The sequence below is a fragment of the Dolomitihabitans soli genome (genome assembly GCF_022213955.1).
Classification (GTDB): Bacteria; Actinomycetota; Actinomycetes; order Streptosporangiales; family Streptosporangiaceae; genus Streptosporangium_A; species Streptosporangium_A soli.
Genome location: NZ_JAKNTW010000011.1, coordinates 324,677 through 348,957, shown reverse-complemented (window position 1 = coordinate 348,957; position 24,281 = coordinate 324,677). Strand labels below are relative to the sequence as shown.

Below are 24,281 nucleotides of genomic sequence, written 5' to 3'. Positions count from 1 at the left end.
CCGCCGGAGCGGGCGTCCCCGTCCCGGGGCCGGGGCCCGTCGGGGCTTGGGTGCCAGGTGCGCACCATCGCCATCGACAGCAGCGGCAGCGCCCCCACCACCGAACCGCCGCCCGGCGCCTCGTCCGCGGTGGCCCGGGTGTGCGCGATGAGGTCGCGTGCCACCTGCTCGGCCAGGCCATCCTGGACCCGCAGCCCGGCCACGGCGGCCGGGCCGGTGATCGCCCGGCGCAGTTCCGGCTCGCTCATCGGGCCCAGCACGAACGCCCGCTGCTCCAGCGCCCGCGCCAACGCCGGGTGGGCGGCGCACCGGTCGATGAAGTCACCACGCACCACCAGCACCACGACCCCGGCCGGCTCCCGATCGTGCCACCCCTCACACGGCTGGCCGGCCGCCTCCCGGCCGTGATCCGGCGGTCCTGCTGGGGTGGCGATCGCATCCAGCGCGGCCACGAACGCGGCTGCCTCCTCGGCGTGCCCGCGCACCGACGAGGTGAACAGCTCCTCGAACTGGTCCACCACCATGATCAGCCGCCGCGGGGTCTGGCCGGACCCGCCCTGCTGGCGGCGGCGGATCGCCTCGGCGGCCAGCACCTGCCGGGCCCGCGCCCTGGCCCGGGCCGGGTCGGCACACAGTTCGCCCAGCACGACATCGGGGTCGGCGCCGCACCGCACCGCCAGTTGCACGGCCAGCTCTTGCAGCGGCCGCTCGGAGGGGGTCAAGCACACCTGCGGCCACGACGAGCAACCGTAGGGATCGTCGGTGGTGGCGGTCAGGGCGGGCAGCAGCCCGGCGTGCAGCAGCGACGACTTGCCCGCCCCGGAGGCGCCGGTCACCATGATCAGACCGCCGTCCGGGCGCTCGGTGGTGACCATCGCCTGCAGCCGGGCGGTGGCCTGGCCCCGCCCGTGAAACAGGACCGCCTGGTCCGTGCCGAACGGCGCCAGCCCCTGATAGGGACAGCCGTCGGCCCACACCAGGGCGCTGCTCGCTGCGGGCAGCGTGCGCAGCTGGCCAGGGCCGGTGCCGAGCAGCTCCCACCAGGCGCCACGGTCGGGGAGGGTGTCGGTCAGGGCGATCGGCACGATGGTCAGGTCTGAGGCGCCCTGTCGCGGCGCGTGTTCCGACACCACCCCAACGACAAGGTCGCCGGCCAGCACCGCTGCCCCGGACATGCCCGACCAGGCCGACCCGGCCAGCGCTGTGCCGGCCGAGGGCAGCGGCGGCCCCTCGGGGCGATGGCCGGTCTGCAGGGTGAGCAGGCCCGGCCCCGGCCGCTGCGAGATGGGGATCCGGCCGCTGACCTGGGCGGCCTGGCGGACCGCCGTCGCGTCGTGGCCGCGCTCCAGGAACCGCGGGAACCCCACCGCGCCGCAGTCCTCGACCACTTCCAGCCGCTCCGTACGATCGGCGACGCGCGCGAACCCGATCATTGGCAGCAGCCCGATCTCCGCCTGCGCGTCCTCGGTGAGCTCCAGCACGGCCAGATCCGCGTGCCCGACATCGCCGCGCAGCAGCACCCGCGCCCGCCAGCTCGTCTTCGGGCCGTCGGGCCAGGGGATGGCCCGCCGGACTTCGATGTCGCCGTCGGCGACGGCGTGCAACGAGGTCAGAACGTGGCGGCCGTCGATCAGGAAACCCGAGGCGACCTGCCACTCCGTCCGGGTCCCCGAGCCGCGGCCGACAGTGAGCTGGGCGATGACCTCGACGAACCGGTCCTGGATCGCCACCAGCACGGCTGCCCCCCTTGGCTAACCCGGCTTGGCGGACGAGTGACGGGATACCTTGACCTGGTCACCCTGCGCATCGACGGGCGGCTGCAGGACGACGGTCACCTTCTGTACCCGGTCGTGCTCGACCTTGCCGCCGGCACCGGCCTCCAGCACCCACACCTTGACCTTGCCGCTGCCCTCGCCGGTCTTCTTCACCCCGACCTGGAACTCCAGCGTCACCTCCCCGACGGGGAACTGGATCTCCGCGTCAGCGCCCGCGGCGATCGCCTCCCGCAGCTCCTGACGGATCTGCTCGATCGCCTCCGGCAACCCAAGCTCCGCCACACGCCCTCCCACCGCACCAGGGACCCGGCCAGCAACCCGATCGTAGGCCGCCGAACGCCTGCGGCGCCGCACTTCCAGCCGATCCCCCCAAACCGACACCAAATGACGATGGCCGCCGGTACGGCGGCGCCGCTGGCAAGCCTGCACCACCACAACCGGCCGGCCCGATAACCCGATGGCGATTGGCCACGCGTGCCGGCGACCACCGCGCACGGCCTCGTCCTGGAAATGCTCGCCGGACCCCTCGCCGGCGTCTACCACCGGATCGCCGCCCACATCGGCGTCCTTCTCCCGTAGGTGGCCCCAACCGCCAACTAGCGACACAGCCCTGTTCACAGAGGTGCCGAGCTGGGGTTTTGCCTCTCAGCTGTGCGTGTTCTCAAAGTCGTGACCGTCTCCGCTCCCGAGAACACGATCTTCTCGGAAACCGGTTGACCTGCGCAGATCAGCGCAGTTTGGGGTTAGGGACACGTTCGGGAGGAGGAGGCCTACTCGCAGGCCGAGCCCAAAACGGCGTTGATCTTGCTGTGACTTGCCCCCTCGCTCTCCTGAGCGGGAACCTTCGCCGCGGTTCCCGGGACACGGTCCGCATCCGCATCACCGCTGTGTGAGCTCGTTCTCCAGCAGACGGGCGATCGGCCATGCTCCGGGGGAGGAGTTGGAGATCACGGTGTGCGTTAGCTGCGCCTGGGGCCGGTGAACGCTGCGGAACGAGACGCCGGTGTCGTATCCCGCCAGCATCACCGCGTCTTTCGATCCTGGCAATTCGGGGAGCCAGAAGCCGAGGCCGTAGCGCCTGGACTGCGACGGCACTTGGCTGCGCGGCCGCAGCATTTCCCCCACCCAGCTCGATGACACGATCTTCCCGCCGAACAGGGCACGCCAGAAGGAACCGACGTCCCGCACGGTGGAGTAGATCCCGCCGTCGCCGCTGCCGCGCACTGGCAGGTGGAGCACGTTGGTCCTCGATGCGCCCTCGATGGGCAGGTAGCCGACAGCGGTGCGGCCCGGTAGTTCGTCCGAGCGCAGGAACTCGGTGTCGTGCATGCCGGCGGGCTCGCAGACCCGGTGGCGTACCAGGTCGTGGAAGGATCGACCGTCGACGCGTTCTGCGATCAGCGCGAGTACCACGTAGCCGGAGTTGTTGTACGAGAAGCGCTCGCCGGGGGCGAACTTGCTGGGATGCCCGTCAAGCACCGCCAGGTACTGTTCGGTGGTGGCCAGCGCGTGCACGGGATCGGCAGCACATAGTCGGTGATCTCGTGCCCGGCGTTCTCGTCGAAGTAGTCGCCGATGCCAGACCGGTGGGCCAACAGGTGCTCGACGGTGACGCCGTCGTCGATGAGCGGGAGATCCTCCCCGAGTACCGAACGGGCGGTCGTGGACAGCTCGAGCACGCCCTGCTCGATCAGGCTGACGACCGCGAGCGCGGTCAGCCCCTTGGTGCCGCTGGCGATCGCGAACCGGGTGTCGACCGTGTTGGCGATCTCGTGACCGCGGTGGGCCAGGCCGTACGCCTTGGCGAACTCGTTCTCGCCACCGCGATCCACCGACACCACACCGGCGAATCCGGTCGCGTGGGCTATCGCGTCGACCACGCCTTCCAGAGGGGACATATGAACCCTTTCAGAGTGGCAGCTTGATCAGATATCGTTCGTCGACTTCGCCCTCGTCCTCGCCAGCCTGCATAAGTAGGGGCGTACTCTAGCCGTCGGCAATCTTCGGTTTTACCGTCTTGCCCATGACGATCAGGCTGATCCTCCTTCTTCTGGCGTTAGTCCTGGGCGTGAGCGCATGCGACAGCGGCAGCGTGTTCGAGCGCCCAGGGCCCCGCGACGCGGGTGCGGCCGACGGAGCCGACCCACCGCGCAAGAAGAAGTACGACTTCTCCCTGCCCGTGGGCGAGACCTCGGCCGACGTCAACGAGGGCAACGTCTACGCAGCCCTGGCCGAGGGCGACTGCGCGGAGGCACAGCAGGCCCTGAACGACACTCAGCAGAATTTCCGCGTCCCCAACTACATCCACTTGTTCCAGGCCGGGGTCCACCTGTGCGAGAAGGACCGGGACGCGGCCAAGGCCGAGTACGCCCAGGTCGTCTGGCGGGGCTCCAACGGCGTCTGGTTCATCTGCGAGATGTACCGGGCAGTGGGCAGCGTGATCAAGGGCAGGTCGAAGGCGTCACTCGGCAAGTGCCCGCCGATCATCCCGCTCGGTTCTACCTCGGTGCCTCCCGAGTCTCCCGACCCTCTGCAGTCTCCCGACCCTCTGCAGTCTCCCGACCCTCTGCAGTCGCCCGAGCCCGAGGTCAGCCCGACCCCTGAGCCCACCTCGTGAGCGAGCAGGACGAGTCCGGCGCCGAGCCGCCCACTGGCAACCCGGTGCTGCGCTGGGCCGCCGGCATCCTGGCAAACGTCACCGTCATCACCGCGCTGCTGGTCTACTTCGGCTGGCAGCGCGCCGACGTGATGGCGAGCGAGCTGGGCATCGACGAGAGCGTCCTCGGCATGTCCACGACCGATTATGTGCTGCGCAGCGTCGGCCCGGTGCTGGCTCTGCTGGTGGTCGTGGGCGTCGCCGGGCTGCTCTGGCTCCGCCTCGACCACGCCCTGGCCCGCCGGGTGCGCGACGATGGCCGTAGCAGCCGCCTGGTCAGGCACGCGTTGCGCGCACTGAGCGTCGCCTGGCTGGTCCTTCCCATGATCGTGTGGCTGCTGTGGTGGCCGTTCGAGGAGCAGGCGTATGTGGCGATGCCGTTCGGCATCGGCGCCGGCATCCTGCTCACCATGTACGGCACGTACCTGCGCACTACGTTGCCAGGAGCGCCAGAGGGCAAGAGCCTGACCCTGATGTGGACCTTCACCGCCGTCATCGCGGGCGTCTGCCTGTTCTGGGGTGCCTCCAACTACGCCAGTGTCCTCGGCGTCGCCCTGGCCCAGCAGACCGTGGTCACCGACCTGATGAAGGTCACCGTCTACAGCACCAAACGGCTGAACCTGGCCGCTGGGGTCGAGGCCGTGCTGCCTGCCGCCACGGACACGAAGGACGCGTTCCAGTACCGCTACAGCGGCCTGCGCCTGCTGAACCGCACCGGCGGCCACTGGTTCCTCATCGCCGAATCCTGGCGCATCCGCCAGGGCGTGGTGGTCATGCTGCCCGACTCGTCGTCGCTGCGGATGGAGCTGGGCGGTTGACGAGATAATGCGGCCGCGGGACGGCGTAGCCGCTGTTCAGCCTTGAGCCAGTGCCTCGTACGCGGTGGGGCGGCCAGCTCGGCCGGGCCGACGGCGCGGGGGCGGTCTTCTTCTTGCCGGGCAGCATCACCAGCCGGCAACGCTCCACCGCGAGCAAGAAGATGAAAGGGAAGACAGTGATCAACACAGCCGGCTGCTGCGAGTGCTGCGGCGGCCCGTCAAGGCCCGGGGACGGCTGAACGCGGGAGCTATGCCAGGCGGATCGCCTCGGCAGAACGACAGCAAACCTGATAGACCGGGTTCCCGCCAGCATCCAGCCCCACCACCAGGCCCGGTACTCCCGAAGCTGCCACCAAGTGCCAAGTAGTTCTGTCCATGCACTGAAATTTTCGAGGTCGAGCCGATGAACCAGGGCACCCATCCCGAAGAACTGCCAGCCGAGGTCCTGGACGACGTGGCCAGCGTGGTCGGGGCAAAGGTCACTCTTCTCAGTCGCCTACCCGGAGGCGTCAATGGGGGTGCCATGCGCGTCCAGTTGGCCGGAGGGGCAAATGCAGTGCTCAAAGCAGTGCCCCGGGCACACCCCAACCACCTGGACGAGACGTTGCGGGCCCAGAGAGTGGTCGAGCACATGCGTAGGCGCGGCTATCCCACCCCGGCCTGGCTCGGAGTGGGGGCCACAGCCACTCATGTATGGCATCTGATGGACTTCGTTGACGCGGCTCCCGCGCCAGATCTGACCCCATCCCTCGTCGAGCAGCTGATGGAGATCATCGAACTCCAGGCCGGCCAAGCCTCCGAGCCCTACGACCACTGGTCGTACGCCTGGCGGGTCGCCACCGGTCAGGAATCGGCTGTCGCCGGGCTGGATTTCAACGAGACACCGGAGCAGTCGCGTCTCCGCCAGTCCGTGGCCAGGCTCTCGGGGTATTCCTCCGTGGTGTCGGCCTTGGTCGAGCGCCTGCGACTCGTGTGTGTCGACGTCCCACCACCACGAGAGGCACCGGACATGATCCATGCCGATCTCTCAACCCCCAGCAACATCCTGGTCCGTGACGGAGCGGTTGTGGCGGTCGTGGATATCGGGAACGCAGGTAGCGGCACGCGGGCGATTGATCTCACCACCCTCGTGTGGTCCACCTTCCAGGATCCGCTGCTGGACCGTGTCCGAAGGCGGCTGTGGACGAGAATCCTCGACCTGGTCGGCTGGGAGGGGGCGGCGGTGCTCGCAGCGGCACAGATCCTCCTCATGCTCGAGGTCCCCTTCCGTCACGGGCGCCACGATGTCGTTCCAGGGGTGGTCAAGCGCGGCCATCGCGCCCTCGACGAGCTGAACGCGCTTCGCTGACCCTACGGAGGGCGTTCGCGGAACCTGGCCCTACCGTTCCGCCCTTTCACATCCTGGTGCAAGCCCCGGACGGGACCATGGCCGGGTCCGCGATCATCTGGCTCGACGAGCACAACCGGACCGCCGAGAGCAGGCCTGCGGAGCTACCGTGGAAGGCAGAGAGGGGCGACGCGGCTGGGCTTCAGCGTGATCTTGAAGTTCTATGAGATCGAGGGCCGGTTCCCCGCGTATGCCGAAGAGGTGCCGCAGGCGGCGGTGGAGTACATCGCGTCGCTGGTGAAGGTGGACACGGCGTTGTTCACCAAGTACTCCTGGCAGGGCCGGACGATCGAGTACCACCGGGCACAGATCCGCAAGGCACGTGGGACACGGCCGGCGAGCGAGGCCGATGAGGAGCGGTGGGCTCAGTGGCTGGCCGACAAGGTGTGCCTGCTGGAGACCGACCGCGGTCGGCTGGCTGACGCGGTCCGGCAACGGTGCCGCAGCGAGAGCGTCGAGCCGCCGACCGAGGGCCAGTTGGAACGCGTGGTGGCCTCGGCGGTGCGCCGGTTTGAGGAGGCGTTCGCCGACGGTGTGGTGGGCCGGCTCGGCCCGGTGGCGTGTGACCGCCTGGAGGATTTGCTCGGCAAGCCGAGACTGCTGGCGGAGCTGAAGTCTGATCCGGGGCCGCTGGGGCTGGACACCTTGCTGGTTGAGATCGGCAAGTTGAACACCGCCCGCTCGCTCGGGCTCGGGGAGGAGGTGTTCGCGGAGACCTCCGACCGGCTTGTGGCGGCCTGGCGGGCGCGGGCCTCGCGGATGTTCCCCTCCGATTACGCGGAATGCGCGCCGCCGGTGCGCTACACGTTGCTGGCCGCGTTGTGCTGGACCCGGCAGGCCGAGCTGGTCGACGGCTTGGTGGAGTTGTTGATCGGGTTGATTCAGCGGATCAACGCCCGCGCGGAGCGGCGGGTGGAGAAGGAGCTGATCGGCGAGCTGGCGCATGTGCCGGGCAAGCGGGGGATCTTGGGGCGGATGGTGAACGCGGCCTTGGAGCGGCCGGAGGGCACTGTCAGGCAGGTGGTGTATCCGGCGGTAGGGCAGCCTGAAGTGTCCTGGTCAGGGCGCCGGGGCGCGGGCCTGTCACCGGTGCTGTGCAGTGCCCAACTCGTCGCTGTACCGGGCGAGGGCCTCTTCGGCCGTGGGGACGGGGCCGAACAGCTGCTCTTGGCGGCGGGGGTCGGCGACGTAGCGGCCGGTGTCGAACCAGCTGAACATCGCGGCCATGTCCTTGATCAGGGGCATGAAGCGGCCGGCGACGGCTCCCGGGGCGCGGGCGACGGCGGAAGGGACGGCCCACACCTTGATCTTCTTTCCGGCCCTGCTGCCCATCAGGTCGGCTACCTCGCGCATGCTGACCGGGCGGTCCCAGCCGATGTCGATGCGCTCACCGTCGTCGGCCTCGGCGTCGACTGCGGCTGCCAGGTACGCCGCGAGATCGGAGGTGTGGACGAAGGTCAGCGGGACGGTGGCCTTGCCGATCCACAACATGCGGCCCTTGTCGATCGGGTCGCCCGCCATGCTCGCGATCTGGTCGAGGAACGCCCCCGGGCGCAGTGCGAGGAACGGGACGCCGAGCTGTTCGAGTTTGTCCTCGGCGAGCTTCTTGTGCCAGAAGTGTGGGACATCGGGCGTCTGGTCGCTGGTGAGGATGCTGGTCAGGACGAACCGTCGGATGCCGGCGCGATGGGCGGCCTCGGCGAGGTTGGCGTTGCCGACGGTGTCGATGTCATGCGCGTTCTTGCCGCCGCGGGTGTAGCCGGCGGCGGTGGTGATGACGGCATCGGCGCCGTTCATGGCGGCGACGAGCGAGTCAAGGTCGAGCATGTCGCCGCGGGCGATCTCCACGCCCTGGCTTTCGAGCCTGCTCGCGTCGCTGACCGGCCTCACCAGGGCGCGGACGTTCTTGCCACGCTTGAGTAGTTCGTCGACAACCTTGCCCCCGAGAGAGCCGGTCGCCCCGACGACGAGGACCGGGAGGGTGGTGGAGTCGGTGGCAGTCATGGGTTTTCACTTTCCATCAGGTCAGGAGCGAGGGCTTGGTTGCCGAGGCCGAAGGCGGATGGGACGGGGTGATGCGGCCGTTCTCGATGTGCAGACGGCCAGCCGCACCGGCGAGTTACTCGCATTCTTCTTGCGGAAGCGCGCGGCTGTTGAGCGCCTCGGCGATGGCGTAGGCGGTGTCGACGAAGGACTCCGCCTGCTGCTCCGACAGGTTCCGCGCGGAGGTCTCCTCCAGGGTCTGCCACAGGGCTGCGATGGGTTCGCGCATGGAACGGCCTTTGGCGGTGAGGTGGACCACCATGACGCGCCGGTCATGTGCGGCCGGCTCGCGGACGAGCAGGCCGGCGTCCTGCATCCGGCGCAGGGACTTGGAGACGGTGGAGTGGTCCAGGCCGACGCTTTCGAGCAGCTCGGACTGGGTCTGGCCGTCCCGGTCGAAGAGCTGCATCAGCAGCAGTTCCTGTCCGGGATGCAGGTCCATCGCGCGAAGCAGGGCGGCGGCGTGGGCGCGGTGGGCGCGGGCGAGCTGGAAGATCGCGTAGCTCATCGGCCCTTTGCCGGCCGTCGTGGGGATGTGGGGCATGGTTCGGTGCCTCAATTGGTGTAGGTGGGGTAGTCGGTGTAGCCGGCCGCTCCGCCGCCGTAGTAGGTGGCCGGGTCGGGGGCGTTCAGCTCCGCGCCGGCGCGGAGCTGCTCGACCAGGTCCGGGTTGGCCAGCGCGAGGGCGCCGACGGAGACCAGGTCGGCCGTACCGTTGTCGATGTCCTTGGCGCGGGTGGGCAGGTCGGTGCCGCCCCGGTTGAGGATCAGCGTGGCCGGCCACTGCGCGCGCAGGGTGTGTAGCAGAGCCTCGTCGCCCGTGTGCATCACGTGGAGGTAGGCCAGGTTCAGCGGACGCAGCGCGTCCAGGAGCGCCGGATACAGCTCGGCGGTGTCGGACTCGGCGATGTCGTTGTAGGGGTTGCCGGGGGAGATGCGCAGACCGGTGCGTTCCGCGCCGATTTCGTCGGCCACGGCGGCGGCGACCTCGACGGCGAAGCGGATGCGGTTGTCGAGGGAGCCGCCGTAGCGGTCGGTGCGCTGGTTGGTGTTGTCGGACAGGAACTGGTGCACCAGGTAGCCGTTGGCGCCGTGGATCTCCACGCCGTCCGCGCCCGCCGCGACGGCGGCCGCCGCGGCGCGCCGGAAGTCGTCGACCGTCGCCGCGACCTCCTGCGTCGACAGCGCACGGGGCGTGGGCATCTCCTGGGGCCCGGACGCGGTGAACATCACGCCCTCGGGGCGGATCGCCGATGGGGCGACCGGCCGGCGCCCGTGGGGGGTGTTGTCGGGGTGGGAGATGCGTCCGACGTGCATCAGCTGGATGACGATCCGGCCGCCGGCCGCGTGTACGGCGTCGATGACCTTGCGCCACCCGGCGATCTGCTCGTCGTTGTGGATGCCGGGAGTGAGGAGGTAGCCCTGGCCGTCGGCGCAGGGCTGGGTTCCCTCGGTGATGATCAGTGCGTGCGAGGCCCGCTGGGCGTAGTACTCGGCGTTCAGCTCGGTCGGGACGCCTTCCGGCGTGGAGCGGTCACGAGTCATGGGGGCCATGACCAGGCGGTGCGGCAGGGATATGCCGCCGACGGTGGTCGGCGTCCACAGAGAATCCAGCATGCGTGCTCCTTCGGTGCGGCGGGCCCGGGTGGGCATCGGGAAAAACGGCGGGCGGGGTGGACGAAGAGGCGAGCGTGTTCAGCCGAGGGTGAGAACGAGCTTGCCCCGGACATGCCCGGCGTCGCTGACCCGCTGGGCCGTGGCGGCCTGGTCGAGCGGATAGGCGGTGACGGTGGTGACGACCTTGCCGGTCGCGGCGTCCTGAGCCAGGGCGGCCAGCCGGTCGGACGAGGCCTCCGCGGGACCGCGGGAGAAGGTGACGCCGAGCTGCTGCGCGCGGAAGTCGGCGATGGTGACGATGCGATCGGTGCCGCCCCGCAGGGTGATGGAGTCCTCAAGGGCGCCCTTCCCGGCCAGGTCGAACACCGCGTCCACGCCGTCAGGGGCAAGCGCCCGGACCCGCTCGACCAGGCCCTTGCCGTACACGGTCGCGGTAGCGCCGAGCGAGGCGAGATAGTCCTGGTTGCCGGGGCCGGCGGTGCCGATGACACGTGCTCCGCGGGCCGTGGCGAGCTGAACCGCCAGGGTTCCGACCGCTCCCGCCGCGCCGTGCATCAGCACGGTCTCCCCGGCGGCGACACCCAGCAGGTTCAGGACCCGCTCGGCGGTCTCACCCGCCACCGGCAGCGCCGCCGCGTGCTGCCAGTCCAGGGCGGCGGGCTTGAGGGCCACGATGGTGGCCAGCGCGTACTCGGCGTACGAGCCGGTGTCCGACCAGCCCAGCACCTCGTCGCCGACCTGCACGTCGGTCACGCCCTCACCCAGGGCGTCCACCACGCCGGCGAGCTCGCCCCCGGGAACGGCGGGGAAGGTCGTTGGGAACACGGTCTCCAGCATCCCGGAGCGGATCTTGCCGTCCAGCGCGTTCAGCCCGGCAGCCTTCACACGGACACGGACCTGCCCGGGTCCGGGCTGCGGGACCTCGATGTCCGCCTCGTGCAGTACTTCCGGGCCGCCGAAACGGTCGAACACGATGGCTTTCATGACCACTCCTCACGTTGCGCCACACATTAGGTGGCTAGACACATAATCACCGTAGCAGTGAATATGTGGCTAGCCAAATATTTGCTGCCGCCCGGACCGCGAGATCGACTGCGGCCGGTGGCGAGGCCGCCTGATCACCGCGACTGCACGGGCGTCATGGGAGCTACCTGGAGCTGCCGGCTTCTACGGTGAGGGCGGACCAGACGCCCTCACCCTCCGTCGCCCGGTGCCGCACCCGGGAGTGTCCCGGCCGCCGCAGCAACCACGGACGGTCGGAGCCCGGCGAGGCGCTGATCGAGCAGGGCCGTCAGCCGGCGTCCAGCGCCCTCCGGCTGGCAGCCCCGGCCGTCTCGGGGCAGGCGGCGATCAGGCGCGACCCGCGGTCCCGGGCAGGTGAACGTGGCCTCGCGGATGACGACGCGGGCCGCCGCCGAGGACCGACGGGACACTGCGCAACGCCAGCATGACTCTTCGACGGGACGCTGGAGGCCGGCCCACGCCCGGATGGCGGCTTCCGCGTCCACGCCACACTGCCGGCCGCAACGGAACGGGTGAGCTCATGACAACGCCCCTGCGCGTCGTGGTCGTCGACGACCAGGAGCTGGTCAGGGCCGGATTCGTGGCCCTGCTGTCAGCCACCGGCGACCTCGAGGTCGCCGGCGAGGCAGGGCAGGGCGAGGAGGCCGTGCGGCTGGTCCGCGCCACCCGCCCGGACGTGGTGCTGATGGACGTCCGCATGCCGGTGCTCGACGGCATCGAGGCCACCCGCCGCATCACCGCCGACCCGGCGTGCGCCCAGACGAAGATCGTCGTACTGACCACGTTCGGCCTGGACGAGTACGTCTTCGGGGCCCTGCGCGCCGGCGCCGTGGGATTCCTGCTCAAGGACACCCCGCCGGCCGAACTGCTGCGCGCGGTGCGGGTGGCCGCCGACGGCGACGCGCTGTTGTCCCCGTCGATCGCGCGCCGCCTCATCGAGGCGTTCGCCGTCACCCCACCGCTCGCCGTGGACACCAGTGAGCTGCCCGAGCTGACCGAGCGAGAGGCCGACGTGCTGTGTCTGGTCGCCCAGGGCCTGTCCAACGCTGAGATCGCCGAACGGCTGTACATCGGCGCGGCGACGGTCAAGACGTACGTCAGCAGGCTCCTCACCAAGCTGGACGCCGCCACACGGATCCATCTGGTGATCCACGCCTACGAGAGCGGGCTGGTCACGCCGGGCCACGAACACCGGTCATGATCTTAAGGGAGTCGGCCGATGACCACCTCTGCTCCGCCCTGTCGTCTCTACGTACTCGTCGCCACCACAGCACCAGCGGCGCTGATCATGCGCCGCGGTCTCTCCGGCTGGTGGCACCTGCTGGAATGGGACCTGCGGGTCCGTGAGGTGAGACCCGGCGCGTGGCTTCGGGGAACGCTCTACCCGCGCCGATGCGACCTATCGCCCGACGGGAAGCTGCTCGGTGGGCTTGCCGCTCTTGCCCCGGGCCCCGAGATCGGACAGATCCAGCGTCGGACGGCTCGCCGGATCCACGCCCCGGAACCGGCCGAACGCCCCCGCCACCACCCGGAACGTCTCGCGCAGCAGCGCATCGACGTTCGCCGTGGCCCGCCGCGGCAGCACCCCCAGATCGAACGCGGCGATCGAGGCGACCTGATGCCTGGCCAGCATCGCAACCGACTGGCGGACTGCGGTCGGGTCCAGCCGCTGCCCCCGCGCATCCCGCGCGGCCAGCGCGAACTGTCAGGCAAGTAGACCCCAGCATGCCGGCCAGGGCCCGGCCCAGCGCGAAGGTATTCGGGGTGTCGGTAAGGCTGTCGCCACCGGCCGCCACTTGCGAGCCGGAAGTGCCCAGTTGCCGGATGGCGACGGCATTTCGCCTTGTTCCCCGGTGTTCAGCGGGGTGTTTGCGTGCGTCTCCGGCCTCAAATTGCCGCTTCTGTACAGACTCGGCATTTCCCGCCACCCCCTTCGGATCAAGGGGTTCAGCAGCGGCAACGTCACAGATGGCGGCCGGTGGCGCCAGCCTTACCAACAGGCCCGATTGCGGGGCCCAGTGCCAACAGGGCCTCGCTGAGCGCGGGCTTAGACCCCGCTGCGTGGCCTGCAACCACATCGCCCGCCTCATCGCCAAGCAAATCGGACTTCGCGAGGGCCGTACGGCGCTGGCCGACTGGGCACGCGCCCTGCTCGACGACGGCACCACGGCGGTGGTCTGGGTCGACCTGCACGAGGCGCCGCGCACTGCGGCCGGGCGCTCGCTGCCGCCATTGGCCGCCCAGGTACAGGCGGTTGACGGCACCGGCCGCCGGTTGCTCGACGTCCTGATACGGCTGGCCGGGCCGCGAACCTCCGGGGCTCCAGCCGACGCAGTCACAGCGGCCGAGGGAGCGGCCGCACTGCGGGCCGCGCTCGACGGCCGTCGCCTGGTCGGCTGGGATGATCGGCCGCTCGCCCCGGTGACTGACCGTCTTGCCGCCCTCGGCGAGCCCGTCCAGCTCACCCCACCGGACAGACCGCGCCAGTTCGACCGGTTGCCCTCACCCGTGCGGGATGGGGCCGCAGGTGGCCAAGCTGCTCACCCGCAAGACGAATTTGAACTCCTACCTGCTGGGACACAGCCACGCTCTTGTCGCCTGCCTGCTGGAGGCTGCGCTACGACCGGATGCCGACACGCTCGCCGCGACCGACCCCGACTTCGCGGCCGTACGCCTGGGCGCCCTGTTCCATCTGGCCTTCGACGGAGGGCTGCTGCAACTGCCCGCACAAGACGGGCCTGGCTCGCTAAGATCGACACAGCATGGTCCAGGCCACCGGGTCCACGGTCGGCCTGCCAGGGCCTGCGGGCCGCAAGGTGCGGATCGACGGTGCCGGGAGCCAGTTCGACGGCACCCACTTCGTCACGGTCACCCAGCACTCGCTGCGTGACTCCGGCTACCGCCCCTCTTTCGACTGCCGCCGAGAAGATTTAGGAGACACCCGATGCCATCTCCCGCCGAGCGCGGCCTGCTGGTCGGTCTCGTGATCGACCTGAACGATCCGGAACACCTCGGCCGGGTGAAGGTCAGCTATCCGGAACTGGGCGACGCCCGCAGCGACTGGGCCAGGCTGGTCACCCCGATGGCGGGGAACCACCGGGGAATGGTGTTTCGGCCTGAGAAGGGCGACGAGGTGCTGGTCGGCTTTCTCCAGGGCGACAGCCGGGCGCCTTACGTCCTCGGTGCCGTATGGAATGAGCAGGACCCGCCCCCGCCCGGCGACGGTAAGCCGGCCGAGAACAACTGGCGGTCCATCACCTCCCGTAGCGGCCACGTGATCCGGTTCGACGACACCCCGGGCAAGGAAAAGATCGAGGTAATTGACAAGGGCAAGAACTGCTCGGTGACCATCGACAGCACCAGCGACCAGATCACCATCAAGGCAGGCTCCGGTGGGATCAAGCTGTCGGCGCCGGACGGCGCAATCACGCTGTCGGGCAAGACCATCGAGCTGGACCCTCCACCTCGCTGAAGGCGAAGGCCGGGCAGGCATCGGCCTGACCGCGGGCACGTCTGGGTTGGATGCTCGCGGCCGGCCGCGGGTGGTCGCGAGCAAACCCAGCCGCTGCTTGTCGGCTGATCTCGTCCTGTGCGTCCACCCCAAGTCGTCGCAAGTCCTGGCCAGCCAACCGCCGATGGTGTGCGTTTCCTGGGCCGGGTGCCGCATACCGCCATCGGTCGCGTTGGCGTTGGCTGCGCACGAACGGGCTTGACGCACTGATGATCGACTTCCGTTTCACCACGAAGAACCTCGACTGGCGGGTTGTCGCCGTCGAATGAGTACGCCGTACGGTCGATCATGTTTCGGCGCCAGGGGTTTCGTTGCGGCGGCCGCCGAAGGTCTTGACGCGACAGAACGCGGGGAACGCGAGGGGCGGTCATCGGCTCTCCTGAGTTCGGGCGGCCATCATCTGGATCAGCCAGGCGCGTTCGGCGTCGACGTCGCCTGTGCTCTGGCCGTCGAGCGGGTGCGCGCTTTCCGGTTCGGTGGCCCACCGGGCCGGCGCGGGGGCCGCGTGGCGCTGAAGGACCTCGCGCTGGAAGATCTCCTCCGGTTCCGTCGCGGTCTGTGCGGGCCGTACAGCGCCGATCCCTGCGGCGGCGGGGAGTGGCTATGGGTTCTGTACAGAATTGCCAGTTGTGACTGTGGAGTTGCCCGAGGGCGTTGAGCTGGTGGCGTTGCAGGACGGCCCAGGAATCCCGAAGCTCCGGCGAGCCGCAAGGTAGCGGTGAGGTACAGTGCGCACTTTCGGGACAGCTGCGGAGATCCCTAGATGGCTAGGCCAGGAGGGGGCGGGTTGGACTGCTTGAACTGTTTGATATTCATGGTGCGCCATGCCCCGACCGTTCGGCGAGCTGAGCGGCGGACACCCCGTTCCACCACTGCTGTACGGCGGCTTGCTCCTGGCGATCGCGTTCAAGGCGTGCCAGCTCTTCCTGCCGGGCTTGCTCCTGTTGCTGACGCTGCTGTTCGCGGCGTTCTGCCTCCCAGGCCACCCGCTGACGCTCCATCTTGATCATGAACAGGCGGTCCCGTTCCTCGGCCGCGGTGCGACGACGTTCCTTTTCCTGGCGTTGGCGCTCGCGTTCCACCTGCTTGCGATGTTCCTCGGTCTTGCGTGCGAGCTCCTCCCGTGCGCGCTTGGCGGCTTCCTGCTGCTGGCGCATGGCTTCATGCTTGGCTTCCGCGTCGATGGAACGCTGTGTGGTCCACGACGCCGAACGGCGCGTGGTGGCGTTGCTGCCCGGGAGCTCCCAGTTACGCAGCGTCGCTTTGGGCCGTGTGGCTCGATTCTTACCGGCACGCCAAGTCCTGTTCAAGCAACTCACCATCCGCGGCTACGACATGGCCGCGATCACCACGGACGACACCCGGCGCCGCGCGGCCGTCGACTTCGTCCGCGAGGGCCTCGCCAAGGGGACCCTCACCCCTGTCATCGACACGACCTTCCCCCTCGACGACATCGTGGACGCCTACCGCCACCTCGAAGCCGGCGGGCAGGTGGGCAAGATCGTCGTCACCGTTCCCCACTGACCGGGGCCCGGGAGGCCGGTCTTCACCATCAGCCGCTCCGCTTCATCGCGCAGGGGCCTCGATGAGGAGGAACTCGAGCAACAAGTCCTCCTCCAGGCCGTTCAGAACCTCCACAAGGGCCTCCTCATGAACAGACGCCCCAATGGCTCAGCCCGTGACCACCAGCGCACCACCGCCGACTACGATCACGCCGCCGCCCTCGCCAGTCTTCCCCCCGCGCGATCGGCGTTCCGTCGCGGGGGATACCTTAGGGCCCAGTAGGAGCGGAACGGCGAACCGGATCTACCGTCACATCATGTGACGCATTTAGTCTTCTACCAGGTCAGATAGGGTGCGGCGTAGTGCGACAGGGTTCCGCTGACTCCCGTGCGCTCCTGACTGCGAGCCTCCCTATACGAACCTAGGCGATGCGTTGCGGCCGATCTCCGGCATGGGGATCGATCGGTTCGTCCTTGATCAGCATGACGGTGGGGCTGGACCCCCCTCAGAGAGCAGGCGACGTGAACGGCGGCAACGAAGTGAACAGCGGCTACGAACTCCAGCGAACCGACTCCAAGGGTGAAGGCGTGTTCGCCACCCGGTCCTTCCAGATCGGCGAGACGGTGATGATCGGTGTCATCGACCGCGAACTCGGCCACAACCACGCCCATGCCTCCCAGGTCAGCCAGAACCGGTTCGTGCAGCACGGCGGGCTCATCGCCAAGGTGAACCACTCCTGCGACCCGAACTGCGGAATTCGCCTCAACGCCGGCGGCGCTCACGACTACATCGCCCGCCAGCCGATCACCACCGACCAGGAGATCACCTTCGACTACGCCATGCGGAACTACTCGGTCGAGCACTTCGCCGCCCACTGCCAGTGCGGCTCACCCCACTGCCGTGACCGCATCACCGGCTGGAAGGATCTACCCGCCGAACGCAAAGCCGACTACCACGGCTTCGTCGCCCCCTACCTCACCGACATCGACAACCGGCGCGCCACCGAACAGGACGTGTTTTTGCCTGCGCGTTAGTGGGGTCCCGGTAGTACTGAAGAAATTTTGGTCGGATATCGCTGACCTGCACTGATTCAGGTTTGGCCATATCCGCCGGGTCAGCGTGAAAAAACCGGAGCAGCTCCTCCCTGCCGATCTCCAGGAACCCCGCAGCGCCCCCAGCCCGAAGATCTCCAGGTCAGAAGCGGGGAGTTATCGATATCGGAACGGTGGATGGCGGCAACTCCGACCGATCCGGCTCGCTAACGCCACTGACCGTTCCGTTGTCGATCACGCCCCGGCACCGCGCCGCTACCCGCCGGCGCCGCGCGGGAAGCGGTCCACGTCGGTGAGGTCCGCGCGGGTGAGGTTTGTGGCGAGGAGGTCCGCGCCGGTGAGGTTTGCGCCGGTGAGGTGCGCGCTGATGAGGGTTGCGCGGGTGAGGTCCGCGTTGGTGAGGGTCGCGTCGGTGAGGTACGCGCCGGTGAGGTGCACGCGGGTGAGGTTCGCGTAAGTGAGGTCCGTGTCGGTGAGATCCGAGCCGATAAGGTACCCGTCGGTGAGGTCCAGGCGGGTGAGGTTCGTGTGGGTGAGATCCGAGCCGATGATGTGCGCGCGGGTGAGGTGCGCGCCGGCGAGCGTTGCGCCGGCGAGGTCCGCGCCGGAGAGATCGATCCTCACGCCGGGTGAATCCTGACCGACGACGCGTCGGCCGATCACGGTGAGGGCGGCCTGAAGGTCGGTCCGGAGCACGCGAGGGTTCGCTTTCCCCGCTTCGTCGCGCTCGGCTTCTCGGGAGTGCTCGCGGACGAAGGCCGTCAGCACCTCCATGACTGTGGGGTGGTCGCGGGCCGAGTCGCGGGCGATCCGCTCCAGCGCATAGATGCCGCCCAGCCGGATGTCGAGCTTGTCCGAGCCGAGTTGCTCGATCGCCTTGGTGTAGCGGTCAGTGATGTGTCCCTGCCGCGCGGTGCCAGCGTTGTGCGCGGTGTAGCACACGGCCACCAGGGCGATCAACCCGGTGGCGATCGTCAGCGCCCGCCCGCGCACCGCGTCTGCTGCCGCTGCCAGATCCTTACCGGTCAGGCCGCGCACCCCGTCGAAGCGCTCCAGCACCCACGCCGCGCCCGGCCCCAGCACCCACGCTAGTCCCGCGGCCAGGACCACTCCCAGCAGGACTAAAGCAACCGGGGCGAACCCTCGTGGCAACCTCATATTTACAGCCTGGCGGCCCCTGCGGCGTACACGATGGTGTGGCCGTCAGCGATGGTCAATCGTGACCGAGCACGCGGTACCGGCAGAGAACGAAAACGAGCGTTTTTGATGCTTCAACTTCGACGCTTCAACCTGAACTAAGCGTGATTCGACAATTACACAAAGTCATGGCATGGTGGCTCCCCCAATCGATCTAGGCCCTCCGCTCAGGTCGGTGTCATAGGCCGCAGAGTAGAGGCGTATCCCCAGGTCAGAGCAAAGGACACGGGCGGGCAGTTTCACGCAGGTGATCAGGAGCTGCCCGGATCGTCCGGCCGCTCCACCGGCACAGGACCGATTCCGGACTCGGGAGCGGAGGCTGCCACTTGTCCGTGCGGCCGGCGAACGACCACGCCCCTCTGTGGCTGCGGCATCTTCTTTGCTGATGCCGGCCAACTCTTTCGTCAGCTTCTCCAGCATCTTCACGCCGTCATGGATGTTCTTCACGCCGAGCTGTTCGATGTCCCCGAAGACCCTCAGATCGATCTTGTACGTCATGGTCTCGACCGGCCGCCCCCCAGGTCCTTCGGCGTCTACCGTCACCGTGTACTCGGGGTCCTCGTAGCAATCGCGGAAAATTCAACGAACCCATCTCTGACCTGCGCTGATGACGCAAGAGGGTGCGATGGCCCTGAGCGGTTTGTCGTCAGTGGATCGTTTGGTCGCGGCGTCGGCGGGCGGCGCGGATCTCGGCGTCGGCGACCTTGTCGTCCAGCAGTGCGTAAAGCTGGGTGGTCTCGGTGGAGGCGTGGCCGAGGGTTGTTGAGCATTCAGGCTGGTCAGCGGGTTGATGCTCAGTCAGGCATGTTAGGCACGTAGGTCATCCAGCGGTCGGCTCGGTGAGCAGACTGGTGGTGTGCTGCCTGGCTGCTTGCGGGCCGATCTTGTCTATGTCGGAGATTTCGTGATGCACCCGTTGGCGGCCCGAGGACATTCCCGTCGAAGAGGTCATCGACGAGTGGCTATGCGGGGCGCAGAAGCTCCTTACGGCTTCGACGGGCACACGCAGGGCGCTCGCCTGATGCGGAGTCAACTTGTGGCGGTGCACTACTGACAAATTTCTCTGCATGAATGACAAAGTCCGAAGCCCACGACGATCTTAAGGTCTGTGGGCGAGGCCAGAGAAAGAAGAGTCACATGTTCCGCACCACCGGCGTGTTGGTCGCCGCGGCGCTTGGCGCGTCGATCCTCATCACCCCGTCGTCCGCATCCGCAGCAAGCGATTGGAAGTGCTACGGCACCCAGGTCAAACGCTGCGCCACCGTCTGGTGGGACCAGGCCGCCGACACCTACCGAGCGCGGGCGAAGATCACCGACGTCGCCGGTGGCGGCAGCTACCAGGTCAAGGTCACCAACGTGAAGCTTCTGCGCATCAACAAGAGTGACTATGTGACGGTGCGCTCCGCGAAGGACTACGACGGCTGGCATGACACCGAGGACTCGGCCGCCACCGTCACCGTCGACCCGTGCTCTCCAGAACAGAGTTACGCAGTGGAGGCGACTTTCAGTTGGAAGGGTCCGTCCTCCGGCGAGAAGACCTGGCGTCCCAACCAGGCGTGGGGCCATCTCTGCGCCTGACCCGCCGAACGCGTCCGTCCCACACTGACCGGTGCGAGGCGGACGTGTTTCCTCGGCGCATGCGCGAAGCGCCCCGCGGCCACCCGATCAGGGCTCCCGTTCGACGCGCATCCCTCAAGATCGGAAACACAACAGCTACGTGAGCATCCGGTGACAGGAGTGCCAACATGGCCGATGACTGGGACCAGTGGGATGGAGGGCTGGAGCTGGCCCTCGCCGAGCCGCGGCATCGACGTGGACCGTGGCGAGCTCCGACGGATCGCGAGGGACATGAGGATGAAGGTGGACACCGATATCCCCTTCAGCGTCGGTTCCCTCTCCATCTACGCGAGGAAGGGCCTTCAGTGGCAGGACGAGCACGAGGCTGTGACGATTCCCCTGAGTCACGCCTTCGGCGACACCGCCGGGGAGTTTCCAGAGCACTGTCTACTGAGCCATCTAGTAGGGCTTGACCTGCGGAGATTCCTCTTGCACGGCTTGCCGACCTGTCGTGGCGACGCGCAATACGACGCACGAGACGTCTCGGCTCACCTTTTGAGCAGTGCGATCGCACTGCAGGTGCCCCACCCGTTGACGCAATCTGACGATCAGCCCAGAGGGATTCGGGCATGACGAAGCCTCGTTGGAGGCCGTATTCCACCCCTGACACCAGGCGCTCCGGAGGGCTGATCTCCGTGAGAGAAAAGGAAGAACGATGAACCCGATCAAAACGGTCACCGTCGGCGTCGCTGTCGCGGTGGCGAGCGTCATTCTCGCGCAACCGGCCTTGGCGGCGAGTTTTCACCGGGATGTCGGAGACGGGATCGTCCGCTACGCCGACCCTGCCAACGAGCTGTGCGTCCGGGCGGATGACACCACAGGGACAGCCTGGGTGAAGGTGACCCTGACCCGCCCGGGTGTGATCGGAAAGCCCATCGTCATCAGAGACGACAACATCCGCCACCCCGGCGCCACCTGTGCAGTGCTCACCGCCTTCGAAGACGTCACCTACCGGGCCGTCCACGAGAGCTACTGGAGCGGGCGAGACACCGTCCTGCGCGGGACGTTCACTTTCGAGACCTGACGCTCAGACAGGGCCCCCACACCATCGATCGCCGTTCTCATCGCGATCCACCACGAGGCGATACCTCGCACATCTCCCCCCGCCGGCCACGCGGAAGCGCTGAAGCGCACGCCCCTAGGCCAACCGAACCAACCGAGACATCTCTTGCTGGAGGACTGTTGAAGACACGCATTCTGGCCGCCGCGCTGGCAATCGCAGCATTGAGCGGGCTGCTGGTGGCAAGCCCGGCGCAGGCGAGAGTCGATGTGGTCTCCGCCCACGTGAACCCCCAACGCGGCCACGGTGGCGGGTCCGTCCGGGCGGCCTTCGACTTCGTCAACCGGACGAAGGTCGTCTTTCGGAACTTCACGGTGCGTGACATCTGTCCCGGCGACCACGCTCCGGTGAAGGCCCAGATTATCTGGGTGTACATGGACGGAACCAAGGGGAGTAGCGCCTGGAGGTCGGACACCAACGGCTGCGGCGCCCACGGCACCAACTTCGGAACCATCACCCACATCGACCGCAAGCACATAAGGAAGATCTACCTATCGCTGCGTGTCTACGACCGATCAGGCGAGATCTTCGCTATCGCCATCAGCGACAGCGAAGACAACGAGTACACCTGAGCCGCTGACGCTCAGGCTTTCAGCTGGTCGGCGTACCAGGGCTTGATGACGTTGCCGATGATGGGCAGGCGTTCGTCGAAGGGGATGAAGGCGGACAGGAGCCACGTCAATGCAGGTCAGCAGCCCCTTCCATGCTGTGCTCGAAGGTCCTTACAGAGGCTCTGACCTGCATATCCGCTGAAACTTCGCCGATGCTACCGGGACCCCTACGAGAAGTACTGAATGATCGCGATGATGCTCGCGGCGAACGCGAGGACATCGAAGATCCGCCCGAAGATCTTCTGTACTCGGGGCCAATGAAGACGGCGCCAGCACACAGCAAAACTCGTTCGGCGGGGTGCGGGAAGTCGGTGGCGGGCCTGGTACAGGGACCTCGTCATTCTGGGTCACCAATCCCGAGCCGTCCGTCGCCGCAGCGCGAGACCGCTCGATCTTGGTGCTCCGTCCCTGGTAAACGAGGGGGGCTAAGGTCTGCCAAGACCACAGCTCCGGGGGCTCCAGCACACTGTCGAAATTTTGGGGAAGGTGACACCTCGTCCTAAGACCATTTTGCCACCGCCGAGACGTCTGTGCGCGATTCCGGCTGTACCCCTCATTGACACTGCCTGTATTTAGTTCTGCGGCCGGATCCGCAGGGCCGGGGGGCCGTCTAGGGGATCACACCCGAGGGGTGACCGGCTCGTACCACCAGCCCACTGCTGGCCGTAGCGGCTCCCTCGCTGGAACTCCTCCCACCCCTGCGGGAAGAAACGTCAATGGCACCACCTCGTTTGGAGCACTCACCGAGGGCTGGCCATTGTCAGTGGGCGTTCTCGCGCTGCAGGTACTCGAAGGCGTCCAGGTGCCGGGTGGGCGCGCGCCGGCGCTGCGGGATTGGAGCCCCGGGCTGAAACGCTCGGGGAGCCCCGACCGGCCGCCCTCAAATAGAACCGAAAGGCGCGCCCAAGGCAGCCCCATGCAGGGCGCCGGTTTCGGATGCGGGTCATACCAAGTGCCAGCGTCGATCGTTATCTTGGGTAGTCGAGCGAAATAGCTGGTCAGCTGCTTGAAGGTCTGTCAGCCACGTCAGGCAAGTAGGTCGGCCATGGCTGGCGCGCGTGGGCCGCAGGAACCGTGACGCGGTTCCTCCCCGTGGGGCTCGATCCCCGGACGGTGCTGATGGCTTCGGGCTTGATATTCGCTGTGCCTGGGTGAGGCGTGTTCGTAGGATCCGTGCATGACGGACGAGGATGAGCGTGCCGTGCAAGCGGCCATCGATGGTGAGTTGCGGCTTCTCGATCCGGAGGTGCGCGCTTCTCCGGCCCTTGTCCGGGAGCTTCTGGATCCGGAGTTCACCGAGATCGGAGCCTCAGGACGCTGGTGGGACGCGGAGTCGATCCTCACTGTGATGGAGGGATCGGTGGCTCCAGAGTCGCCGGTCACGGTCAGCAAGATGTCAGGGGTGAGGGCTTGATCGACAACGGAGCGGCCAGTGGCGTTAGCGAGCCGACACGGGCGGAGTTGCCGTGCCATCCACCGTTCCATCCGATCGGACACCGAGCACGGCGACGATAACGTGCTCGCCGCGCGTTTTTTTGAGAGAGAAGTCGGGGTCGCTGCCAGGGCCGCAGCGGCGGCACATGGCAAGTCGCGGAGTTCGCGCGGACAGGGCAATCGCGGACACCTCTCCCGCACAGCCCCCAGGAGGACCTGCCGGTGCTGCAGATCATGGAGGTGATGACACACTGGTGGACCCAACTGGCCTTCCGCGCACGAGAGATGATCTGATGAACGACCCTGAGGTCCGCACCGGCGGCTGCCTGTGCGGGAAGATCCGGTTCACCCTCACCGGCGAGCCCGACTACCCCCACACGTGCTTCCCTGATGATTGAGTGAGTTCAAGGGACTCACAGGGGTGGAAGTTGGACGAGTGGTGGTTGGTGTTCGTGCCGGATCCGGAGCGGTGGGGGCCGCTGCCGGAGGAGGGGGTGCTGGGGGTCTGCGACCTGCCGGCCGCCTTGGACGCGGTGGGGCTTCGGCCGGGTGATCCGGTATTTGTACGGCCTGATTTCGTCGTGGACGCGGAATTGTTGCACTTCGCCCTCTCGCCGGATTTCCGCGACTTGGAACGGGAGTCGCGTCGGAATTACGCGACAGACATCCGTTTACTGCTGTCGTGGCTTTGGCGGCGGGGTATTCCCTGGCGGGCTGCGACAATTGCGGATTTGCGGGCGTACAAGGAATTCCGCGTCGACTCTCCGTTGAATCCGCAGCGGATCGGCGGAACGAAGTGGAACCGGGAGGCAGCTGCGCTGACCCAGCTCTACAATGGGCGAAGGTCAGCCCTCTCCCGGTGGATGTGGGTCGTCGCGCGGACCGGGCGGCAAGTGCGCAAAGCTCTCGGGTGTTGTGGCTGACTCCGCGTACTTGGGGTCTGTGGCAAGACCTGGGCCTGCGAGGACTTGGCCGAG

The 24,281-nt window shown here is 67.8% G+C and carries 25 protein-coding genes and 2 pseudogenes; 15 read left to right on the top strand and 12 right to left on the bottom strand.

What is annotated here, in order from left to right:
• From MBA17_RS25115 to MBA17_RS49650, 4 genes are all read right to left on the bottom strand, one after another.
• Positions 1-1,736: nSTAND1 domain-containing NTPase (locus tag MBA17_RS25115; protein ID WP_238499019.1), on the bottom strand; the 1,736-nt coding region annotated here is incomplete at its 3' end.
• A 15-nt stretch (positions 1,737-1,751) separates the two neighbouring features.
• Complete coding sequence (locus tag MBA17_RS25110; RefSeq protein ID WP_238499018.1) at positions 1,752-2,057, bottom strand: trypco2 family protein; 306 nt, start codon at positions 2,055-2,057, stop codon at positions 1,752-1,754.
• A 597-nt stretch (positions 2,058-2,654) separates the two neighbouring features.
• Positions 2,655-3,254 (bottom strand): serine hydrolase domain-containing protein, encoded by a 600-nt coding sequence (locus MBA17_RS49655; RefSeq protein WP_455432843.1) that lies wholly within the window; start codon positions 3,252-3,254, stop codon positions 2,655-2,657.
• On the bottom strand, positions 3,173-3,673 hold the full coding sequence (locus tag MBA17_RS49650) for a serine hydrolase domain-containing protein (protein ID WP_274385889.1): 501 nt from the start codon (positions 3,671-3,673) through the stop codon (positions 3,173-3,175). Before MBA17_RS49650 ends, MBA17_RS49655 begins: the two co-directional genes overlap by 82 nt.
• 125 nt (positions 3,674-3,798) lie before the next feature.
• On the opposite strand from MBA17_RS49650, the gene MBA17_RS25100 reads away from it, so the two are divergent.
• The 5 genes and pseudogenes from MBA17_RS25100 to MBA17_RS50555 form a co-directional block, all read left to right on the top strand.
• The gene (locus tag MBA17_RS25100) at positions 3,799-4,392 is read left to right on the top strand and encodes an MSCRAMM family adhesin (RefSeq protein WP_238499017.1); all 594 of its coding nucleotides are present in this window, start codon (positions 3,799-3,801) and stop codon (positions 4,390-4,392) included.
• Positions 4,389-5,249: a hypothetical protein gene (locus MBA17_RS25095; protein WP_238499016.1), complete on the top strand. Its 861-nt coding sequence runs from the start codon at positions 4,389-4,391 to the stop codon at positions 5,247-5,249. The genes MBA17_RS25100 and MBA17_RS25095 overlap by 4 nt, the downstream gene beginning before the upstream one ends.
• A gap of 403 nt (positions 5,250-5,652) precedes the next feature.
• Positions 5,653-6,597 carry a phosphotransferase family protein gene (locus MBA17_RS25090; RefSeq protein WP_238499015.1) on the top strand — a complete coding sequence of 315 codons (945 nt, stop codon included), beginning with the start codon at positions 5,653-5,655 and terminating at the stop codon, positions 6,595-6,597.
• Between the two features lie 7 nt (positions 6,598-6,604).
• Positions 6,605-6,734: pseudogene (locus MBA17_RS25085) on the top strand (GNAT family N-acetyltransferase); the annotation flags it as partial.
• Positions 6,733-7,125: pseudogene (locus MBA17_RS50555) on the top strand (DUF4158 domain-containing protein); the annotation flags it as partial. The pseudogenes MBA17_RS25085 and MBA17_RS50555, both read left to right, overlap by 2 nt.
• A gap of 594 nt (positions 7,126-7,719) precedes the next feature.
• On the opposite strand, the gene MBA17_RS50550 reads toward MBA17_RS50555, so the two are convergent.
• The 4 genes from MBA17_RS50550 to MBA17_RS25065 form a co-directional block, all read right to left on the bottom strand.
• A complete protein-coding gene (locus MBA17_RS50550) occupies positions 7,720-8,640 on the bottom strand; it encodes an SDR family oxidoreductase (RefSeq protein ID WP_455432842.1) in 921 nt (306 codons plus the stop codon).
• A gap of 115 nt (positions 8,641-8,755) precedes the next feature.
• Entirely contained in the window at positions 8,756-9,223 is a 468-nt protein-coding gene (locus tag MBA17_RS25075) for a MarR family winged helix-turn-helix transcriptional regulator (RefSeq protein WP_238499013.1), read from the bottom strand.
• A gap of 11 nt (positions 9,224-9,234) precedes the next feature.
• On the bottom strand, positions 9,235-10,296 hold the full coding sequence (locus MBA17_RS25070; RefSeq protein WP_455432841.1) for an alkene reductase: 1,062 nt from the start codon (positions 10,294-10,296) through the stop codon (positions 9,235-9,237).
• A gap of 78 nt (positions 10,297-10,374) precedes the next feature.
• Positions 10,375-11,280: an NADP-dependent oxidoreductase gene (locus tag MBA17_RS25065; RefSeq protein WP_238499012.1), complete on the bottom strand. Its 906-nt coding sequence runs from the start codon at positions 11,278-11,280 to the stop codon at positions 10,375-10,377.
• 559 nt (positions 11,281-11,839) lie between these two features.
• Between MBA17_RS25065 and MBA17_RS25060 the strand changes: the two genes are divergently transcribed.
• A complete protein-coding gene (locus tag MBA17_RS25060; protein WP_238499011.1) occupies positions 11,840-12,520 on the top strand; it encodes a response regulator transcription factor in 681 nt (226 codons plus the stop codon).
• Between the two features lie 198 nt (positions 12,521-12,718).
• Here the strand turns inward: MBA17_RS25060 and MBA17_RS25055 are convergent, their stop codons facing one another.
• A complete protein-coding gene (locus MBA17_RS25055) occupies positions 12,719-12,952 on the bottom strand; it encodes a hypothetical protein (protein WP_238499010.1) in 234 nt (77 codons plus the stop codon).
• A 1,129-nt stretch (positions 12,953-14,081) separates the two neighbouring features.
• Here MBA17_RS25055 and MBA17_RS25050 point away from each other — a divergent pair.
• Together MBA17_RS25050 and MBA17_RS25045 are read left to right on the top strand one after the other, a co-directional pair.
• On the top strand, positions 14,082-14,306 hold the full coding sequence (locus tag MBA17_RS25050; RefSeq protein WP_238499009.1) for a hypothetical protein: 225 nt from the start codon (positions 14,082-14,084) through the stop codon (positions 14,304-14,306).
• Complete coding sequence (locus tag MBA17_RS25045; RefSeq protein WP_238499008.1) at positions 14,303-14,791, top strand: phage baseplate assembly protein V; 489 nt, start codon at positions 14,303-14,305, stop codon at positions 14,789-14,791. Before MBA17_RS25050 ends, MBA17_RS25045 begins: the two co-directional genes overlap by 4 nt.
• An 851-nt stretch (positions 14,792-15,642) precedes the next feature.
• Here the strand turns inward: MBA17_RS25045 and MBA17_RS25040 are convergent.
• Positions 15,643-15,987: a hypothetical protein gene (locus MBA17_RS25040; RefSeq protein WP_238499007.1), complete on the bottom strand. Its 345-nt coding sequence runs from the start codon at positions 15,985-15,987 to the stop codon at positions 15,643-15,645.
• On the opposite strand from MBA17_RS25040, the gene MBA17_RS25035 reads away from it, so the two are divergent.
• Entirely contained in the window at positions 15,986-16,354 is a 369-nt protein-coding gene (locus tag MBA17_RS25035; protein WP_455432840.1) for a zinc-binding dehydrogenase, read from the top strand. The two genes, MBA17_RS25040 and MBA17_RS25035, sit on opposite strands and share 2 nt — an antisense overlap.
• A 500-nt stretch (positions 16,355-16,854) precedes the next feature.
• Positions 16,855-17,367, top strand: a complete 513-nt coding sequence (locus MBA17_RS25030; RefSeq protein WP_238499005.1) for an SET domain-containing protein-lysine N-methyltransferase — start codon at positions 16,855-16,857, stop codon at positions 17,365-17,367.
• Between the two features lie 273 nt (positions 17,368-17,640).
• Here the strand turns inward: MBA17_RS25030 and MBA17_RS25025 are convergent, their stop codons facing one another.
• Entirely contained in the window at positions 17,641-18,444 is an 804-nt protein-coding gene (locus MBA17_RS25025) for a pentapeptide repeat-containing protein (RefSeq protein ID WP_238499004.1), read from the bottom strand.
• Positions 18,445-18,708: 264 nt separating this feature from the next.
• The gene (locus MBA17_RS25020) at positions 18,709-19,080 is read right to left on the bottom strand and encodes a hypothetical protein (RefSeq protein ID WP_238499003.1); all 372 of its coding nucleotides are present in this window, start codon (positions 19,078-19,080) and stop codon (positions 18,709-18,711) included.
• A gap of 639 nt (positions 19,081-19,719) precedes the next feature.
• Between MBA17_RS25020 and MBA17_RS25015 the strand changes: the two genes are divergently transcribed.
• The 5 genes from MBA17_RS25015 to MBA17_RS24995 all read left to right on the top strand — a co-directional run bounded on the left by MBA17_RS25015 (position 19,720) and on the right by MBA17_RS24995 (position 24,227).
• Positions 19,720-20,160: a hypothetical protein gene (locus MBA17_RS25015; protein WP_238499002.1), complete on the top strand. Its 441-nt coding sequence runs from the start codon at positions 19,720-19,722 to the stop codon at positions 20,158-20,160.
• 694 nt (positions 20,161-20,854) lie between these two features.
• Positions 20,855-21,223, top strand: coding sequence for a hypothetical protein (locus MBA17_RS25010; RefSeq protein ID WP_238499001.1), 369 nt, complete (start codon positions 20,855-20,857; stop codon positions 21,221-21,223).
• Between the two features lie 158 nt (positions 21,224-21,381).
• Positions 21,382-21,831, top strand: coding sequence for a hypothetical protein (locus MBA17_RS25005; RefSeq protein ID WP_238499000.1), 450 nt, complete (start codon positions 21,382-21,384; stop codon positions 21,829-21,831).
• Positions 21,832-23,047: 1,216 nt separating this feature from the next.
• Positions 23,048-23,284 (top strand): nuclear transport factor 2 family protein, encoded by a 237-nt coding sequence (locus tag MBA17_RS25000; protein ID WP_238498999.1) that lies wholly within the window; start codon positions 23,048-23,050, stop codon positions 23,282-23,284.
• A 448-nt stretch (positions 23,285-23,732) separates the two neighbouring features.
• The gene (locus MBA17_RS24995; protein ID WP_238498998.1) at positions 23,733-24,227 is read left to right on the top strand and encodes a site-specific integrase; all 495 of its coding nucleotides are present in this window, start codon (positions 23,733-23,735) and stop codon (positions 24,225-24,227) included.
• Positions 24,228-24,281 lie beyond the last annotated feature (54 nt).

Coding starts and splice junctions, on each gene's coding strand:
- MBA17_RS49650 (WP_274385889.1), bottom strand. CDS start 3,673: ATGTCCCCTCTGGAAGGCGTGGTCGACGCGATAGCCCACGCGACCGGA.
- MBA17_RS25100 (WP_238499017.1), top strand. CDS start 3,799: ATGACGATCAGGCTGATCCTCCTTCTTCTGGCGTTAGTCCTGGGCGTG.
- MBA17_RS25090 (WP_238499015.1), top strand. CDS start 5,653: ATGAACCAGGGCACCCATCCCGAAGAACTGCCAGCCGAGGTCCTGGAC.
- MBA17_RS50550 (WP_455432842.1), bottom strand. CDS start 8,640: ATGACTGCCACCGACTCCACCACCCTCCCGGTCCTCGTCGTCGGGGCG.
- MBA17_RS25075 (WP_238499013.1), bottom strand. CDS start 9,223: ATGCCCCACATCCCCACGACGGCCGGCAAAGGGCCGATGAGCTACGCG.
- MBA17_RS25070 (WP_455432841.1), bottom strand. CDS start 10,296: ATGCTGGATTCTCTGTGGACGCCGACCACCGTCGGCGGCATATCCCTG.
- MBA17_RS25065 (WP_238499012.1), bottom strand. CDS start 11,280: ATGAAAGCCATCGTGTTCGACCGTTTCGGCGGCCCGGAAGTACTGCAC.
- MBA17_RS25060 (WP_238499011.1), top strand. CDS start 11,840: ATGACAACGCCCCTGCGCGTCGTGGTCGTCGACGACCAGGAGCTGGTC.
- MBA17_RS25055 (WP_238499010.1), bottom strand. CDS start 12,952: ATGCTGGCCAGGCATCAGGTCGCCTCGATCGCCGCGTTCGATCTGGGG.
- MBA17_RS25050 (WP_238499009.1), top strand. CDS start 14,082: ATGGTCCAGGCCACCGGGTCCACGGTCGGCCTGCCAGGGCCTGCGGGC.
- MBA17_RS25035 (WP_455432840.1), top strand. CDS start 15,986: ATGGCTTCATGCTTGGCTTCCGCGTCGATGGAACGCTGTGTGGTCCAC.
- MBA17_RS25040 (WP_238499007.1), bottom strand. CDS start 15,987: ATGCGCCAGCAGCAGGAAGCCGCCAAGCGCGCACGGGAGGAGCTCGCA.
- MBA17_RS25020 (WP_238499003.1), bottom strand. CDS start 19,080: ATGACGTACAAGATCGATCTGAGGGTCTTCGGGGACATCGAACAGCTC.
- MBA17_RS25015 (WP_238499002.1), top strand. CDS start 19,720: ATGTTCCGCACCACCGGCGTGTTGGTCGCCGCGGCGCTTGGCGCGTCG.
- MBA17_RS25010 (WP_238499001.1), top strand. CDS start 20,855: ATGAACCCGATCAAAACGGTCACCGTCGGCGTCGCTGTCGCGGTGGCG.
- MBA17_RS25000 (WP_238498999.1), top strand. CDS start 23,048: ATGACGGACGAGGATGAGCGTGCCGTGCAAGCGGCCATCGATGGTGAG.